11 protein-coding genes are annotated in these 16,447 nt (G+C 57.6%); 1 reads left to right on the forward strand and 10 read right to left on the reverse strand.

What is annotated here, in order from left to right:
• Positions 1 to 31: 31 nt before the first annotated feature.
• The 7 genes from hisS to GYRE_RS09770 all read right to left on the reverse strand — a co-directional run bounded on the left by hisS (position 32) and on the right by GYRE_RS09770 (position 12,947).
• Positions 32 to 1,306: a histidine--tRNA ligase gene (gene hisS, locus GYRE_RS09740; RefSeq protein ID WP_038254943.1), complete on the reverse strand. Its 1,275-nt coding sequence runs from the start codon at positions 1,304 to 1,306 to the stop codon at positions 32 to 34.
• A 93-nt stretch (positions 1,307 to 1,399) separates the two neighbouring features.
• Positions 1,400 to 2,521: a flavodoxin-dependent (E)-4-hydroxy-3-methylbut-2-enyl-diphosphate synthase gene (gene ispG / locus GYRE_RS09745; RefSeq protein ID WP_006821161.1), complete on the reverse strand. Its 1,122-nt coding sequence runs from the start codon at positions 2,519 to 2,521 to the stop codon at positions 1,400 to 1,402.
• Positions 2,522 to 2,552: 31 nt separating this feature from the next.
• Positions 2,553 to 3,560, reverse strand: a complete 1,008-nt coding sequence (gene rodZ, locus GYRE_RS09750; RefSeq protein WP_038254946.1) for a cytoskeleton protein RodZ — start codon at positions 3,558 to 3,560, stop codon at positions 2,553 to 2,555.
• Between the two features lie 222 nt (positions 3,561 to 3,782).
• Positions 3,783 to 4,949, reverse strand: a complete 1,167-nt coding sequence (gene rlmN, locus GYRE_RS09755) for a dual-specificity RNA methyltransferase RlmN (protein ID WP_006821164.1) — start codon at positions 4,947 to 4,949, stop codon at positions 3,783 to 3,785.
• Positions 4,950 to 5,085: 136 nt separating this feature from the next.
• Positions 5,086 to 5,517 carry a nucleoside-diphosphate kinase gene (gene ndk, locus GYRE_RS09760; protein ID WP_006821165.1) on the reverse strand — a complete coding sequence of 144 codons (432 nt, stop codon included), beginning with the start codon at positions 5,515 to 5,517 and terminating at the stop codon, positions 5,086 to 5,088.
• Between the two features lie 160 nt (positions 5,518 to 5,677).
• Positions 5,678 to 8,002, reverse strand: coding sequence for a peptidoglycan glycosyltransferase PbpC (pbpC, locus tag GYRE_RS09765; RefSeq protein ID WP_038254947.1), 2,325 nt, complete (start codon positions 8,000 to 8,002; stop codon positions 5,678 to 5,680).
• A gap of 1 nt (position 8,003) precedes the next feature.
• Entirely contained in the window at positions 8,004 to 12,947 is a 4,944-nt protein-coding gene (locus GYRE_RS09770; protein WP_038254948.1) for an alpha-2-macroglobulin family protein, read from the reverse strand.
• A 208-nt stretch (positions 12,948 to 13,155) separates the two neighbouring features.
• Between GYRE_RS09770 and sseA the strand changes: the two genes are divergently transcribed.
• Positions 13,156 to 14,004: a 3-mercaptopyruvate sulfurtransferase gene (gene sseA, locus GYRE_RS09775; protein WP_006821168.1), complete on the forward strand. Its 849-nt coding sequence runs from the start codon at positions 13,156 to 13,158 to the stop codon at positions 14,002 to 14,004.
• Positions 14,005 to 14,043: 39 nt separating this feature from the next.
• On the opposite strand, the gene sseB is transcribed toward sseA, so the two are convergent.
• The 3 genes from sseB to iscX form a co-directional block, all read right to left on the reverse strand.
• Positions 14,044 to 14,820 (reverse strand): enhanced serine sensitivity protein SseB, encoded by a 777-nt coding sequence (sseB, locus tag GYRE_RS09780; protein ID WP_006821169.1) that lies wholly within the window; start codon positions 14,818 to 14,820, stop codon positions 14,044 to 14,046.
• Positions 14,821 to 14,908: 88 nt separating this feature from the next.
• Complete coding sequence (gene pepB, locus GYRE_RS09785; RefSeq protein ID WP_038254949.1) at positions 14,909 to 16,192, reverse strand: aminopeptidase PepB; 1,284 nt, start codon at positions 16,190 to 16,192, stop codon at positions 14,909 to 14,911.
• A 53-nt stretch (positions 16,193 to 16,245) separates the two neighbouring features.
• On the reverse strand, positions 16,246 to 16,446 hold the full coding sequence (gene iscX, locus GYRE_RS09790; RefSeq protein ID WP_006821171.1) for a Fe-S cluster assembly protein IscX: 201 nt from the start codon (positions 16,444 to 16,446) through the stop codon (positions 16,246 to 16,248).
• Position 16,447: the final 1 nt, after the last annotated feature.

Below are 16,447 nucleotides of genomic sequence, written 5' to 3' on the forward strand. Positions count from 1 at the left end.
GTCCTTCTCCTGAATGATGTTTCCCGGGAGATTAGCCCAGAAGTGTGCGTAAATGCGCAGCAACGCTATCCTGCGTTACGGTGGTTTGCTCGCCGGAGCGTAAATCTTTCACGACCACGTTGCGGTCGGCAATTTCAGATTCACCCAGAACCAGTGCGACGCGAGCGCCCCACTTATCGGCACGAGCAAACTGCTTTTTAAAGTTACCGCCACCGTGGTTAGTCATCAGTTTAACGCCCGGGACCGCATCACGGATCTGCTCCGCCAGACGCATTGCTGCGCTCTGCGTATCCGTTCCGGAAGCCACCAGGTATATATCGACAACAGAATCGGCTTTAAATTCCGGATTAACTGCCTGAACTAACAAAACAAGTCGCTCAAGACCCATCGCGAAACCGACGGCCGGAGTCGCGCGACCACCCAGCTGTTCTACCAGACCATCGTAACGGCCACCGGCGCAGACGGTTCCCTGGGAACCGAGGCTGTTAGTGACCCATTCGAAAACGGTACGATTATAGTAATCAAGACCACGAACCAGACGTTGATTGACGGTATACGCAATACCGGCGTCGTCGAGCAGTTTACACAGCCCGGCAAAGTGTTCTTTGGAATCGGCATCCAGGTAATCACCCAGCGCTGGCGCATCGTTCAACAGCGCCTGCACTTCCGGGTTTTTAGAGTCCAGCACGCGCAGTGGGTTGGTGTACATGCGACGTTTGCAGTCTTCGTCGAGCTTTTCCTGATGCTGTTCCAGGTAGGCGACCAGCGCATCGCGATAGTTGGCGCGGGCTTCGAGTGAACCGATAGAGTTCAGTTCGAGGCTGACGTCGTTCGCAATACCCAGCGCGCGCCACCAGCGGGCGGTCAGCATGATGAGCTCGGCGTCGATATCCGGGCCCTGCAGACCAAAGACTTCGCAACCCAGCTGATGGAATTGACGATAGCGCCCTTTCTGCGGACGTTCATGGCGGAACATCGGCCCGATATACCACAAGCGCTGTTCCTGATTGTACAGCAGACCATGCTCGATGCCGGCGCGTACACAGCCCGCCGTACCTTCCGGACGCAGGGTCAGGCTGTCGCCGTTGCGGTCCTCAAAGGTATACATCTCTTTTTCAACCACGTCGGTCACTTCACCAATTGCGCGTTTGAATAACGGGGTCTGCTCTACAATCGGCAAACGGATTTCACTGTAACCGTAGCTGCCGAGCACCTGCTTCAGTGTGCCTTCAATGCGCTGCCAGATGGCGGTTTCGCCAGGCAGATAATCGTTCATGCCGCGAATGGCTTGAATGTTTTTTGCCACGTTTTTTCTCTTTCTATATACAAAAATGAACCCACTGCGCTCACGCGCCCGCGGGTTCAATCATACACGGGAAGCCAGCGGCTTCCCATCTCGTTATTTACTTTCAAGCTGTTGCACGTTGATGCGCTGCGTCTCGTCCAGCTGGTTTGCCTTAGCACGAATACGCGCTTCAAGCTGCGCAATCATGTCTTCGTTATCCAGTCGGTCTTTACGCACGCCGTCTTCATACAGGCCGCTTTTCTTGTTGCCGCCGGTTACGCCGAGAGTCGATACCAGCGCTTCACCTGGGCCATTCACCACGCAACCGATGATGGAAACGTCCATCGGGGTGATGATGTCTTCCAGACGCTGCTCCAGCGCATTGACGGTCCCAATGACGTCAAACTCCTGACGCGAGCAGGTCGGGCAGGCGATAAAGTTGATGCCGCGGGAACGGATGCGCAGGGACTTCAGGATATCGAATCCGACTTTGATCTCTTCAACCGGATCCGCCGCCAGCGAAATACGCAGCGTGTCGCCGATCCCTTCAGAGAGCAGCAGGCCAAGACCGATCGCCGACTTGACCGATCCGGCACGTGCGCCACCGGCTTCGGTGATCCCGAGGTGCAACGGTTGATCGATTTGCTTCGCCAGCAGACGGTACGACTCAACGGCCAGGAACACGTCAGAGGCTTTCACGCTCACTTTGAACTGGTCGAAGTTGAGACGATCGAGGTGATCCACGTGACGCATCGCCGATTCCAGCAGCGCCTGCGGGGTCGGTTCACCGTATTTTTCCTGCAGATCTTTTTCGAGCGACCCGGCGTTCACGCCGATACGGATAGGAATGTTTTTATCGCGCGCGCAGTCAACAACCTGGCGGATACGATCTTCGCTACCGATGTTGCCCGGGTTAATACGCAGGCAATCCACGCCGTACTCCGCAACTTTGAGAGCAATACGGTAATCGAAGTGAATATCGGCGACCAGCGGGACGTTAACCTGCTGTTTGATGAGCTTGAACGCCTCGGCGGCGTCCATTGTCGGCACGGAAACGCGGACAATATCTGCACCAACGCGTTCCAGCGCTTTAATCTGATTGACCGTCGCAGCAACGTCCGTGGTGCGGGTATTGGTCATTGACTGTACGGCGATGGGAGCCCCATCGCCAATCGGCACGTTCCCAACGTAAATGCGTGTCGACTTTCTACGTTGAATTGGAGCCTGGTTATGCATGAAAAATCTCCCGCATTACGCGTCTTACTAATTACTGTGCCGGTGCGGTTTCGGCGTTCAACGTAAAGCGCGCAACCTGGTTAGTTTTAATAAAGCGGCTGAGATCGACCGGTTTCCCCTGGTACTGGATCTGCACCGCTGCCGGAGCGCCAATTTTAAACTTGTAAGGCGCCTTTCCGGCTAAGTTAAGCGTGCCGTCTTTACGCTGCAGCCCGCTGAACAGTTTTTTGCCTGTTGCATCGCTCACTTCGAGCCAGCAGTCAGCGGTAAAGTTCATCACCAGCGCGTTAGGATCGGCCGCAGCGGTAGTCGCTGCAACACCGGCCTGGTCAGTCGGCAATGCCGCAGTTGCCGGTGCCTGAGTCTCTACGTTTGCCTGTGAAGGCGCTACAACCGCATTGTTGTTGGCCTGAGTAACCTGAGCCTGCGCGGCGGGTGCCGTCGGAGCCTGGGTCTGCGGAGCCGGAGCTTCAACCGGCGTTGCCTGTGCGGTTGAGGCCGCTGCGGTATCCGGAGCCTGAGCGCCACCGCTGGTATCCAGCGGGACGTTCTGAGAGCTGCTGCTGTCGTTGGCGTTCAGTTCAGCGGAAGACTGATCGGCCATCGTGGTGATTTCTTCCTGCTGCGCTTTGTGGTTCTGCCACCACCATGCGCCCGTCAGGCCGATAACCACGAACAACACCAGCCAGGTGAAGCTCATCAGCCAGCCGTCGCGTTTCTTACGACGCTTGCCAAGGGAGAAGGTCTGCATCGGTGCCACTTTCGCGGCTCTGACCGGTGCCTGCTTCTCCATCATCGGTAACAGTTCTTCTTCCGGGATATGCACCAGACGGGCATAGGAGCGGATGTAACCACGCAGGAACGTTGAAGCCAGATCGGCAGGAGCCTTATCGTCTTCAATATCGCGAACCGTGGAAACCTTCAGGCACAAGCGTTCAGCGACCGCTTGCTGGCTGAGTCCGAGTTGTTCACGGGCGTTGCGCAGACGTGTACCCGTGGTTTGTGCTGCTTGTTGGTCGTGGTTGGCTTCAGTATTCATTCGCTACAACTGCTGGTACGTGAAATTAAAGAGTCTGATGCCGGATGCCCAGCACCGCGAATAAGCTTATCTATAAGTATGACGAGTATAAGTTATTGAACCGCTACATACTGCCTTAATAGAGACGGAAACGCACCGTAATTATTAACGTTGCAGATGCATTTTGCCTAATCCATCACCAGTTGAACCGCGCGCCTCATCTGAAACGCGCGGTTCAGCCTATCAGACGGCTTTTACCGTAATAGGTTCACCCTGCATACGTTTACGCATGGTACGTTTGGTACGGTCGATAACGTCGCCCGCCAGCTGCCCGCAGGCCGCGTCGATATCATCACCACGGGTTTTACGCACGATGGTGGTAAAGCCATATTCCATCAGCACTTTAGAGAAGCGATCGATACGGCTATTAGAGCTGCGACCATACGGTGCACCCGGGAACGGGTTCCACGGAATCAGATTTATCTTACACGGCGTGTCTTTCAGCAGCTCAGCCAGCTGATGCGCATGCTCGGTACCGTCGTTCACGTGGTCGAGCATCACATACTCGATGGTCACGCGACCCTGGTTCGCGTTAGATTTCTCCAGATAACGGCGCACGGCGGCGAGGAACGTTTCAATATTGTACTTTTTGTTAATAGGTACAATTTCGTCACGAATTTCGTCGTTCGGAGCGTGCAAAGAGATAGCTAACGCCACGTCAATCATATCGCCGAGCTTATCCAGCGCCGGAACCACACCTGAGGTGGAGAGCGTGACACGACGTTTAGACAGACCAAAACCGAAATCATCAAGCATGATTTCCATGGCCGGGACGACGTTGGTCAGGTTGAGCAGCGGTTCGCCCATCCCCATCATTACCACGTTGGTGATAGGACGGGTGCCGGTGACTTTGGCCGCACCAATGATTTTGGCCGCGCGCCACACCTGGCCGATAATTTCCGACACCCGCAGGTTACGGTTAAAGCCCTGCTGCGCCGTAGAGCAGAATTTGCACTCTAATGCACAACCTACCTGTGAAGAGACGCACAGCGTAGCGCGGTCTTCTTCCGGAATGTAGACCGTTTCAACGCGCTGATCGCCGACGGCAATCGCCCATTTGATGGTGCCATCGGAGGAGCGCTGCTCTTCAACAACTTCCGGAGCACGAATTTCCGCCACTTCTTTCAGTTTGCCGCGCAAGACTTTGTTGATGTCGGTCATCTCATCAAAGTCATCGCTGCAATAGTGGTACATCCACTTCATGACCTGATCGGCACGAAATGGCTTCTCGCCCATATCTTTAAAGAATTCGCGCATCTGCTGGCGGTTCAGATCCAACAGGTTGATTTTTCCATTTTTATTAGGAACCGCAGGCGTGACGACTTCAGTGGTGTTAACTAATTCAGACATAATATTTTCCGGCCTCGTTGTTACACGTTATGGCCCGTGGAGGGTTAAAAAGAAACGCCCCGCAAATTGGGGGCGTTGCATTGTACAAATTATGGCGCATGAATGCCACGTCTGCGCGCGGCAATCAGTAAATCAATTAGCGCGTGCGCGGGCAGACTTCGCCTTCGCCAAAGAAGTAGGCGATTTCGCGGGCGGCAGATTCAACGGAGTCAGAACCGTGGGTGCCGTTTTCAGTGAAGCTGTCAGCGTAGTCAGCGCGCAGAGTACCCGCCAGCGCGTTCGCCGGGTTGGTTGCGCCCAGCAGATCACGGTGACGCTGTACCGCGTTTTCGCTTTCCAGCACGGAGACAACGATCGGGCCAGAAGTCATGAATTCAACCAGACCGTCGAAGAACGGCTTGCCGTCGTGCTCGGCGTAGAAGCCACGAGCCTGTTCAACGCTCAGGTGCAGCATTTTGGTACCGACAATTTTGAAACCCGCCGCTTCAAAGCGAGTAAAGATATTGCCAATCACGTTTTTTGCCACCGCGTTTGGTTTGATGATAGAGAAAGTACGTTCGATAGCCATGATTACCTCAAGTGTTGTTCTATGATGTTGCGCTTTACGCGGTAAAAATCTGGCGCGAATTATAAAGAGCAAAAATGCGCTTGCCTATGGATGAAGGTAACATTTTTTTAAAATAAGCTGATTTTTAGCAACACAATATTGCCGTCAGCGGGTCCCGAAATCACTGCAAGGTAAACACCGCGGTGATCGTTTGTCCAGCCTCATCCATCACCAGAAGCTGATACTCACCTGATTTATCAAGTTGTAGCGTGGCGCTGGCACCGCTTGCTTCCTGCGGTTCACCGTTGATGAACCACCAGCGCCGCCCCTCTCCACCAGTCGTTTGCAGCGCAAGCGACGCCCTGCTCTCCCCCGGTAAACGTTTTATCACCGCTCCATTTTGCACCCCGGAAAGCACCAGCGGGACGATGTTCTGCTCTCTGAGCGGAGGGCAGCTTTTCGATGCCGGCGGCAGGCGCGCCGCGCGTTTTTCACTGGCTGGCAGCCAGGGCTCCAGCGGTAGCGGCCAAACCTCCAGCGTTTTCTCTACCGCCCCGGGACAATCGGCCGCCACGCGTTTTCCTTCGTCGTTCAGCCAGACAGGGAAGCGGATCCCGCGCATCCCTTCTTGCCCCGGCAGCAGCAGCGTTGGCGGCTGGCTACTGTCGACAAGCCAGGTCGCCAGTCGGCGACGACAGTTGCTGTCACCCGCGGGCAACGCTTGCCCTCCCGGCCAGCACACCGTGGCTGCACTGACTGAATCAGGACGCGGGTCAACCGGCAGTCCACCTCGCCCCGCCGTCGCTCTGGAGAGCAGCAGGTTACTCACCTGATTTAACAGCGGGATAGCACTGACGTAGCCAAACTGGCCCACCACCGGCGTACCGTCTGGTCGCCCGGTCCAGATACCTATCACATAGCGGGCGTTAATCCCGATAGCCCAGGCATCGCGGTAGCCGTAGCTGGTGCCGGTCTTCCACGCCAGCGGAACCACCGCCGGGAGCGCGGTATCCGGCAGCGGGCTATCTTCCCCGGCCAGGATGCGCCGAATCACCCACGCAGAGCCCGGAGACAACAGCGGGCGCTCAAGCAACGGATCGCCCGGCAGCAGACGCAGGCTTCCGGCTTTACCATGACGCGCAAAGGCGCTGTAAGCCGCCACAATATCGGCAAGCCTCGCCCCGGCACCGCCAAGGATCAGCGATAAATTCGGTTCCGCCCCCGCCGGTAAAATGAGCGGCAGACCGGCGTTACGTAACCGCCCGGCGAACTGCTTCGGCCCATAGGCTTCAAGCACCTGCACGGCGGGCAGGTTCAGCGAACGTACCAGCGCTTCACTCATGCTGACCGGGCCATGAAAGCCGCTGTCAAAATTTCCGGGGCGATAATCACTGAAGCGTCGGGGTACGTCCTGCAATAGCGAAGCCGGGTGAATCAGCCCTTCATCCATCGCCATGCCGTAGATAAACGGCTTCAGCACCGATCCCGGTGAGCGGACAGCCGACACCATATCAATATGGCCAAAACGGCTGTCGTCGCTGATATCCGCCGAGCCAACCCAGGCGCGAACCTTCATATCGGTGTGATCGACCACCACCATCGCCAGCGAACTGCGCGGCGGCAGACGAGATTTCCAGTTCAACGCCATCTCTTCAAGCTGACGCTGCAGGCTGGCATCGAGAGTGGTAACCACTTTCCCGGCCTGGCTTTGATTCAGCACCTTGCGTGAAAACAGCGGTGCCAGCTGCGGCATCTGCCGCGGGAACAGCCACACCGGCTCCTCGCGCGCTTCGTTAACCACCTTTTGTGACCAGACGCCCTGGGTCAGCATCCTTGCCAGCACTTTGTCGCGCGCCGCCTGGGCGCGTGCTGGCCAGCGGTCCGGGCGTAAACGGCTCGGTGCCTGCGGCAGTACCGCCAGCAGCGCCGCTTCCGAGTAGCTCATCTGCGACGGTGGTTTACCGAGATAGGACCAGCTCGCCGCGCCAATCCCCTGCAGCGTGCCGCCGAACGGGGCGCGGTTGAGGTATAAAGTGAGGATCTCGCGCTTGGACAGATGCCATTCCAGCTGCATGGCCCGCCACAGCTGGCGGATTTTGCCGCCAAAGGTTCGGGGGTGGGGATCGAGAAGGCGCGCCACCTGCATGGTCAGCGTGCTCCCGCCGGAAACCACACGCCCGGCAGTCAGATCCTGCCAGGCCGCCCGAGCGATCGACAGCGGATTCACACCGGGATGATCCCAGAACCAGCGATCCTCATACTGGATCAACGCATCAAGATAACGGGGAGAAACCTCTTCCAGCGTCACCGGGTAGCGCCAGATCCCTTCGGCATCGGCGAAACGCCACAGCGGTGTACCGTCTTCAGCAACCACCACCCGCGCAGGAGCCACCTCTTTCAACGGCAGCGGCCAGATACGATCGGCGAGCCAGATAGCCAGCCAGAGGGCAATAAAAAGACCCGCCAGCCAAAGCCAGCGGGTTTTTCGGATACGCAGCAATGACATATTACGGTGCGACGATGAGCGGCCCTTGCGCCGCGCCGTTCGCCCGCCACTGCGGTACATACATCGATTCGACCTGCGGGACCGGCACCTGGTACGCGCCCGGGGTCACCGCACGCGCGAGATACACCAGCGTAACTGGCTGATACTCGTTCACCGCTACCGCGGCCACAAAGCGGTCATCACGGAACTCCATATGCTGAATGTCCGCCTGCTGCATCTGGTTCACCAGGTTTTGTACTTCGCTGGCGTTGTCCTGCAGGCTGGCCGCGCTGTTGGCCAGGTTCTGGTTTTCCAGCTCGAGCCCGGCCGGCAGCAAATCAACCACCAGCGCATCCGGTACATTACGGTTGGCTTTGATCTGCAGATGCACCAGCACCAGGTCACCACTGCGCAGCGAGGAAAGCGACTTCAACTGCCCGTCGGTGCCGAGGAACTGGCGTTCAATCTGCAGCACGTTACTTGCCACCTGCGGTGCACTGGTCGGGTAGCCGCTGCTGTCGAGGCGCAGCCACAGCGGCTGTGTGCCGGTATTGGTGACGCTGAGTGCCGCCAGCTGATCGCCAGTCAGGTTACGGGTTTGCGCTTTATCACCCGCCAGCGGTTCGGCCGTAAGCGAGGTCTGCGCCTGCCAGTTGCCCGGCAGATCCTGCAATCCTTTGGCTGCCAGGAACAGCGCGTTCATCTCCTGGGTGGAAAGCCAGCGCTCACCAAATGCCTGCTGCGAAAGGGTATTCAGCAGCGTGTTTTGCGCATCCGGCAGCAGCTTATTTTCTTCCAGCAGCGACAGCATCTGGGCGTTATCACGAAGCGGGCTGCCGTAGTCCGCCATCCAGCCGTTTTTATCATTACGCGGTGTGGTGAGCGCCAGCTTCAACGCGGCTTCACTGCGTGGCGCATCCCCCATCATTTTCAGTGCCAAGCCAAGCTGCATCAGCGGCAAACCGGCACGCGCCTGGGCATGACGATCCCAGATTTCACGCAGTGCGCCGAGGGGCGCTTTTTGCTGACGCGCCAGCACCAGCCCCGCATAGGCCTGCACCGCAAAACGGCTGGCCTGAGAATCAGTACTGTAGCGAATGGTCATCAGCCCCGGCTCCTGCAGATAGCGCAGCAGACGATTATTACCCTTCGTGAGCGCTTCTGCCGGAACGCTGTAGCCCTGCTCACCGGCACGCACGAGGAAATCCATCACGTAGGCGGTAAGCCAGTACTCTTCCGGCCCTTCGCGATCCCAGAGCGCAAAACCACCGTCATCACGCTGCATTTGCAGCAGACGAGAAATACCAATATCCACCGCGGCGCGGCGTTTGTCATCGCTGTCACCGACGATGCCTAAGCTTTTCAGCTGCTGGGCGTTGGTGTAGAGCGAAGGGAACAGGCCGCTGGCGGTTTGCTCCAGGCAGCCGTAGGGATATGCCTTCAATTCACGGATATAGCGCGCCAGGTTCAGCGGCGGTTTACCGCTCAGCAGCAGTTGCCCTTCAAGCGTTACCGGAGAGAAGCCCTGAATATGCGTCTGCGGTGTGCTCCAGCTTTCGCCTGGCTGCAACGCCACGCCGGAGTTAACGGTCTGCGCCGGGAACGCCGGACGTACGCCGAGCTTCCACTGTTTATTGAGCGCAGGCAGCGTTTCTCCCGGCAGAGTCATGCCGCTGACCACGGCGCTTACCTCTCCGTCACCAAACCCTTCCCCGGCACGTACCGGAATAAACAGCGAGGTTCGCGCGCCCGGAGCCAGTTTCACCGGCTGTGGCTGTCCACCTTCAAGCGCCAGCAGCCCCGCAGCTGTCAGTTGAACGTTAAGCGTTTGCGGTGCATCAGTGAGGTTGGTGATATCCAGCACCAGACGCGTGGTGTCACCACCGGCGATAAAGCGCGGCATGTTCATTTCGGCAATCACCGGCGCCGCAACGACCACTTTACTTTCACTGCTGCCAAAGTCGTCGGCGTTCCACGCCTGCGCCATCACCCGCAGCTCACCGTTGAAATCACCGATTGGCAGCGTGACGGTCCCTTCTCCTTTGTCGTCGAGCATCACCGGCTGCGCCTGTTGGGCAACGATAGTCACATGATTAACCGGCGGTTTACCGCCGCGTTTTAGCTCATCGCCATCACCACCAAAACGCAGGCTGGCAAGACGCCCCTGGCCTTCGATGACCTGACCATAAATATCATAGATATCCGCGCCATAGCGCTTCTGGCCGAAGAATGCATTCCACGGATCGGGAGTGACGTAGTCGGTGATATTCAGCACCCCGCTGTCGACCGCCGACAGCAGCACGTTGACCTGCTTCGGCAGTTCGCCTGATTTGCTGGTTGCTTTCACCTTCACGGTCAGCGGCTGGTTGGGGCGCATTTTCGCCGGGCTGTCGAGATGGATATCGAGACGACGGTTTTCGTCGCCAAGCGGCAGGTGCAGCAGGCCGACGGCACGTTTTGGCGTGGCGGATTTTGATTTATCCCCAGGGCGCACAACCAGCGTACTGAGGTAGAGATCGTGGCGGTTCCACGCCTTATCGACCGGGATGGACAAGTCCATACCTTCCGCCGGGACGTCGATCTCCTGCCACCACAGCGGCCCTTCGCTGGATTCCACCATCGCATAGCCTTTACCTGCCGCCGGAGCCGCAATATGCAATTTGATGGTGTCGCCCGGTTTGTAGGCTGGTTTATCGAGCTTCATGGTCACCTGGTCAGGACGCGCCGCGCCGGTGCCATCGCTGTTATCCTGCCAGCTGTAACCCGCCCAGAAGCGGACGCTGCTGACGGTATCGTCAGGCGCTTTCACTTCCAGGCGATAAGAGCCCCACTCTACCGGGAAGCTCACTTTCCCGGTTTCATCGGCTTTCAGATCCAGCGCCTGCTCCGCTTCTACCAGATCTTTCTGGTCGAAGCGGGACTGCCAGCCATCGTTTTCTGACCAGTTCCAGTAGTAGTCGCGGCGTTCGCGGACGAGGCGTACTTTCAGGCCAGAGACCGCCTGTTTTTGCCCCTGCGCGTTGGCGTAGACAATGTCGAATGCTGCATCGCTGTTTTCATCCACAATCGGCTGATTGATGGTAGTATCTGTGCGGTAGTCATAGACCGGTTTGGCGGCGAACTCAGGGCGGATCCCCGGCAATACCGGTGCCGGCCAGATTGCCTGTTCGGCACGACGAGTAACCGGACGACCGCCGGATTCCAGCAGGCTTGCCTGCAAAATCACCTGCAGAGGGGAATGGCTCTCCTGCCACTGGCTTGCGGTATTCACCGTCCCATGGCCTTTGTCGTCCAGCGCCAGCTGTACTTCATCGAGGGTGCGGGAGAGATTCTCTTCGGCAATATCACCAAACTGATAGCCCGGCAGCGCTGCCACCGCGTCACGCAACGGGCGCAGGAACAGCTTGCCCTGCAGAGTGTTGCCGTTAGCGGGCGCGCCGTACAGGTAGTAACCCGTCACCTCAAAGTTCACCTCATCGGCAGGGGCCAGCGGCTGCTTCTGCGTCGTCAGGTTGAGCGCCATTCGCTCCGGCATGAAATCTTCAACATGGAAATCCCATTCACGCTGCTGGTTGTCGCCGGTGTTGGCGCGAATATGCCACATGCCGGTCGCCGCTCCGCTGTCGAGCGGATAAGTAAACTGATACAACCCGTTGACCGGCTTGCTCACCACCGAGCGAATCACCTGGCCATCCGGTTTCACCACTTCCAGTTTCACCGGCTGTTCAGTCAGTGGCTTACCGTCGCTGTCGCGCAGCAGGCCGTTCAGGATAACCGTTTCGCCAGGACGATAGAGGTCGCGCGGGCCAAACATGAAGAACTGCTTGCTGTAGCCCGGCGCACCTGCAATCGAGAATTCAGAGAGATCGAGTGCCGGAAGCTTCAGATCCAGAAGCGTGGTCTGCCCGTCTTTGCGCGCCAGCAGCAGCGCGGCTTCTTTATCAGTTTGTAGCTGGGCATGGCCCTGGGCATCGCTGGTGGCCTGAGCCAGCGGCTGACCGCTGGCATTGAGAAGCTGTACGTCAATACCGGACTGCGCCGCGCCGTTTTCCAGGCTCTGGGTAAAGACATCAATCCGGTTGTGATAACGGTGAGCAGAAACGCCGATATCGCTCAGGGTGAACAGCGTCGCCGCGTTACTGTAGCTGTATTTTCCGGCCTGATTCATCACCGCGATATAGACCCCGGCCTCCTGCAGCGGTTTGATATCGCGCAGCGGCAGCAGCAGTTTTTCACGGGTGTTTCGCTGCGGGTTCAGGTCAAAACGACCGGTGTAGACCAGGGTGGCCATTTTCAACAGCTCATCAGATTCCCAGTTGCTCATCGCATTGCGGTACTCCCACTGGCTGACGAAGGCCGCAAGCGATTCCGGTTTAATGCGGAAGAAATTGACGTCGACGTTATCAACATTAAGCGCCATAACCGGCAGCCCTTCCACCACCTTGCCCGGCAGCAGCGAGCCACGGCTGGCAAAACCGACGCTTGGCTGAATATCACGGGTATCGATAGTTTTTTCGATACTCTGACCGAGCGTGGCTTTATTGAGAGCCTGCAGTTCGGGGTCAACGGTGAGCACCAGATTACGCTTTGGCTCAAGGTGGCGCAGGCGCAGCTCTTTCAGATTCGGCGCCAGTTCCCAGGCACCATCGACCTTGCCGCTTTTCTTATCCACCAGATGGACGGTACGCGAGAAATCCTGATCCGGCTGCAGCGGAATAGAGAAGGTCAGCACCAGGGTTGCGGCACCATCGAGCTGCACTTCGGAAGCATCAAGCAGGGTCAGCGCCTTCCCTTCGCTCTGCGTCGCCAGTTTAGCCAGCGTCGCGCCGTCAGGTTTGGCGGAAGTTTTGGCGTCAGTTGCAGCGGCCGGGACGGTGGACGCCGATGTGTCGGGTTTATCGCACCCGGTGAGCGAAAATGCGGCAATCAGCGCCAGCGAGAGCGCTGCCAAACGTAACGGTTTCATCCTTTAACCTCTGGCCAGTGGGTCGTTTGTTTTCGTCAACTCAGTATTATGCGCTTAACGCACTTTTACCAGTAGCTGACAATTTCCTAATTTTTCTCGGGTTATTCCTCAGGTTTATGTAACCTGGCTAACAATTCACGGGAAGTGCGCTTGTCGCCTCCGGTAAAAACGCCGACAATCTGGGGAGTGATATTTGCGGGAGGCAACCATGAGTACGTCATTCTTTGTCGCAGCCGACTGGCTCGCCGAGCATATTAACGACCCCGATGTGCAGATCCTCGACGCCCGAATGGCGCCGGCCGGGCAGGAGCACCTGCGCGACATGGCCGCCGAATATCGGGCCGGCCATCTTCCTGGCGCGGTGTATTTCGATATTGAAGCCCTTTCTGACCACAATAGTCCGTTGCCGCACATGATGCCGCGCCCGGAGGCGTTTGCCGTGGCAATGCGCGAGCTGGGTGTTAGCAGTGATAAACATCTGGTGGTGTATGACGAAGGCAATCTCTTTTCTGCGCCCCGCGCCTGGTGGATGCTGCGCACGTTTGGCGTAGAGCGCGTTTCCATTCTCGCAGGTGGTCTCGCCGGATGGACGCGCGACGACCTGCTGCTTCAGCAAGGTAATGTCGTGCCACCGGAAGGTGAATTTGACGCCACAATGACCGAAGGTGCCGTCAAACGCCTGACCGACGTCCTGCTCGCCAGCCACGAAGGCTCCGCGCAGATTGTCGATGCGCGCCCGGCTCCTCGCTTCAATGCACAGGCCGATGAACCGCGTCCTGGCCTGCGTCGCGGCCATATTCCCGGCGCCCGCAACGTGCCGTGGGGCGATTTAGTCATCAACGGTGAGCTGAAAACCACCGACGAACTGGAAGCGATTTTTGCGGGCCAGGATATCGATTTGAGTCAGCCGATTATTGCCAGCTGTGGGTCCGGCGTCACCGCCGCGGTCGTGGTACTGGCGCTCGCCACGCTCGACGCCAAAGACGTTACGCTGTATGACGGGGCCTGGAGCGAATGGGGTGCTCGTAGTGATTTACCGGTTGAGCCGGCGAAGTAATCCCCAACAAAAAGGCGGCTAAAAAGCCGCCTTTTTCAATCAGATAATACGATTGGTTTTAAAATCGCGCAGGAAACCGCCCCAGCGTCGTTCATAGAACGGCGTGATGTGCTCAGTAAGGAAGTGGCTGACGCCCTTCTCACCCTTCACCACCTGACAAATATCAATCGGCTCGTCGCCCGGTAAGGTATCCGTCGCCACGCTTCCGGCGGCGTGAATGATCTCTTCGATATCCCCGTCCGCTTCAATCCCAATCAGCAGGTTCGGCTGCTCGTCGCTGCGCTCTTTAATGGAGCACAGGAACGCACGCTTCACTGATTTGTGGGTTTTAAACAGCGTGGTCAGCGAGTCAATCATCTGCGCTGGCGGCTCGGCTACTTCAGACAATAGTAGCGAAGAACCACCTTCCAGCACTTCCTGAGTGCTGAGCGGATTGCCCTCTTCGCCAATCAGCAGGCTGATTTCACGCGGGGTAAACTCTTTGCCGGTTGCCAGTTTAGCGTTGAGGAACAGCGTTTCGCCGAGCGTCATTTCGAACAGGGTACGCACCGGCATCACGACAAATGCCTGCTCCTCTTCCACCGCCTGCTGCAGCGCTTCCAGCGAAGAGAAAAACGGGATAACCGTCGTACCGTCTTCTTTTTCCCAGTGCTGCAGATCCAGCGCACTGTCTTCGACAATTTGCTCACCTTCCGCTGCGGTTCCCGGCACCCACACCGTGGACTCGAGCAGCGTACGGAAAAATGCCGGACGATGCGCCGCTTCAGTGGCGGCTTTCTCCAGCAGGGTTTCTAATTCGTTTTTGGTTTCGGACATAAGACCACAAATTCAGTAGTGACTCTATGGCGGGGAAACGAAGCGCCCCCGCCAATATTTTTGCCGGATGGCGCTACGCTTATCCGGCCTACGCGGTCAGCAGGTTCGCGATAGTGCGCACACCAAGGCCCGTTGCCCCGGCTGCCCACTGCTCTACGGCTGCTTTGCGATAGGTTGCGGAGCAGTCGATGTGCAGCCAGCCTTCGTGATAATTTTCCACAAAATGCGACAGGAAACCGGCTGCGGTGCTGGCACCCGCCGGGAAGGCTGCGCTGGCGGTGTTGTTCAGCTCTGCAAAGTTAGACGGCAGCTGGTTACGGTGGAATTCCGCCAGCGGCAGACGCCAGAACGGCTCGTTCTCCGCCGCCGCGCTCGCCATCAGGCGATTCACCAGCTTGTCATCGAAGCTGAACAACGCATGGTAGTCGTTACCCAGCGCGGTTTTTGCCGCACCGGTCAGCGTTGCGGCGTCGATCAACAGCTCCGGCTTCTGCGCAGAAGCGTCAATCAGGCCATCAGCCAGCACCAGACGGCCTTCGGCGTCGGTGTTCATCACTTCTACATTTTTACCGTTGCGGTAATGAATGACATCGCCAAGCTTAAAGGCGTTGCCGCTTACCATGTTATCCGCACAGCACAGGTACAGCTTCACGCGCTTGTTAAGGCCACGGGTAATGGCAAATGCCAGTGCCCCGGTCACCAGCGCCGCGCCGCCCATATCAGACTTCATCGAGTCCATGAACGCGCTCTGCTTCAGGCTATAACCGCCGGAATCAAAGGTAATGCCTTTGCCCACGAGGCAGGCGAATACCGGTGCGTTCTCATCGCCGGTCGGGTTGTAGTCGAGCGCCAGCAGTACCGGAGCACGCTCAGAGCCACGGCCCACGGTGTGGATCCCCATGTAGTTCTGCTCGCGCAGATCTTCACCCTTGGTGATACGGTAGCGAACGTTGTCGCAACCAACGCTGCACAGCAGATCAACTGCACGCTGCGCCAGCTGGGACGGGCCCACGTCTTCCGCAGACGCGTTGATGATGTCACGCACCCAGTCGATAATCTGCAGGCGGCTTTCCAGCTCTTTCTGCTGGCTTTCGCTGAGGTTGGCCCACTCGATTTGACGGCTGCCTTTCGGCCCTTTGTAGCCTGCCCAGAAGGCCCAGCTACGATCGATATCCCAGCCCTCACCCGCAAGTGCGACATGCTTAATACCCATGCCGTCAACTTTACGCGCCGCGCGCTGGATAAGACCTAAATCATCTTTGCCGTTCAGGTGTAGGGTAATGCCATCATTGTTGATGCTGTAGCTGGCTTTCTCACCCCAACGTGCATCAGCGGGTTGAGTCGTCAACGTAATCTTCATCGCAGTAGTCATTATTTTTATCCTTATTAGCAAACGGGCCGCCAGAAGGCAGCCCGCAATATGAATCATTCTGCTTCATCTAACCAGACTAACAGAATCGCCTCCAGAATTTTTTCATTGGATGCGTTCGGTTCATCATCAAAATCTTCCAGGTCGCAGATCCACTGATGCATATCCGTGAAGCGAACGGTCTTCGGATCGAGATCCGGATATGCGTCGTACAACGCCTCGCCGATTTCGCGGCTGTCGGTCCATTTCAGTCCCATA

The organism is Yokenella regensburgei ATCC 49455, assembly GCF_000735455.1.
Lineage (GTDB): Bacteria > Pseudomonadota > Gammaproteobacteria > Enterobacterales > Enterobacteriaceae > Yokenella > Yokenella regensburgei.

Excerpts from the sequence above, each read along its gene's own strand:
- ispG (WP_006821161.1), bottom strand. The coding sequence starts at position 2,521 with ATGCATAACCAGGCTCCAATTCAACGTAGAAAGTCGACACGCATTTAC.
- rodZ (WP_038254946.1), bottom strand. The coding sequence starts at position 3,560 with ATGAATACTGAAGCCAACCACGACCAACAAGCAGCACAAACCACGGGT.
- rlmN (WP_006821164.1), bottom strand. The coding sequence starts at position 4,949 with ATGTCTGAATTAGTTAACACCACTGAAGTCGTCACGCCTGCGGTTCCT.
- ndk (WP_006821165.1), bottom strand. The coding sequence starts at position 5,517 with ATGGCTATCGAACGTACTTTCTCTATCATCAAACCAAACGCGGTGGCA.
- pbpC (WP_038254947.1), bottom strand. The coding sequence starts at position 8,002 with ATGTCATTGCTGCGTATCCGAAAAACCCGCTGGCTTTGGCTGGCGGGT.
- GYRE_RS09770 (WP_038254948.1), bottom strand. The coding sequence starts at position 12,947 with ATGAAACCGTTACGTTTGGCAGCGCTCTCGCTGGCGCTGATTGCCGCA.
- sseA (WP_006821168.1), top strand. The coding sequence starts at position 13,156 with ATGAGTACGTCATTCTTTGTCGCAGCCGACTGGCTCGCCGAGCATATT.
- sseB (WP_006821169.1), bottom strand. The coding sequence starts at position 14,820 with ATGTCCGAAACCAAAAACGAATTAGAAACCCTGCTGGAGAAAGCCGCC.
- pepB (WP_038254949.1), bottom strand. The coding sequence starts at position 16,192 with ATGACTACTGCGATGAAGATTACGTTGACGACTCAACCCGCTGATGCA.
- iscX (WP_006821171.1), bottom strand. The coding sequence starts at position 16,446 with ATGGGACTGAAATGGACCGACAGCCGCGAAATCGGCGAGGCGTTGTAC.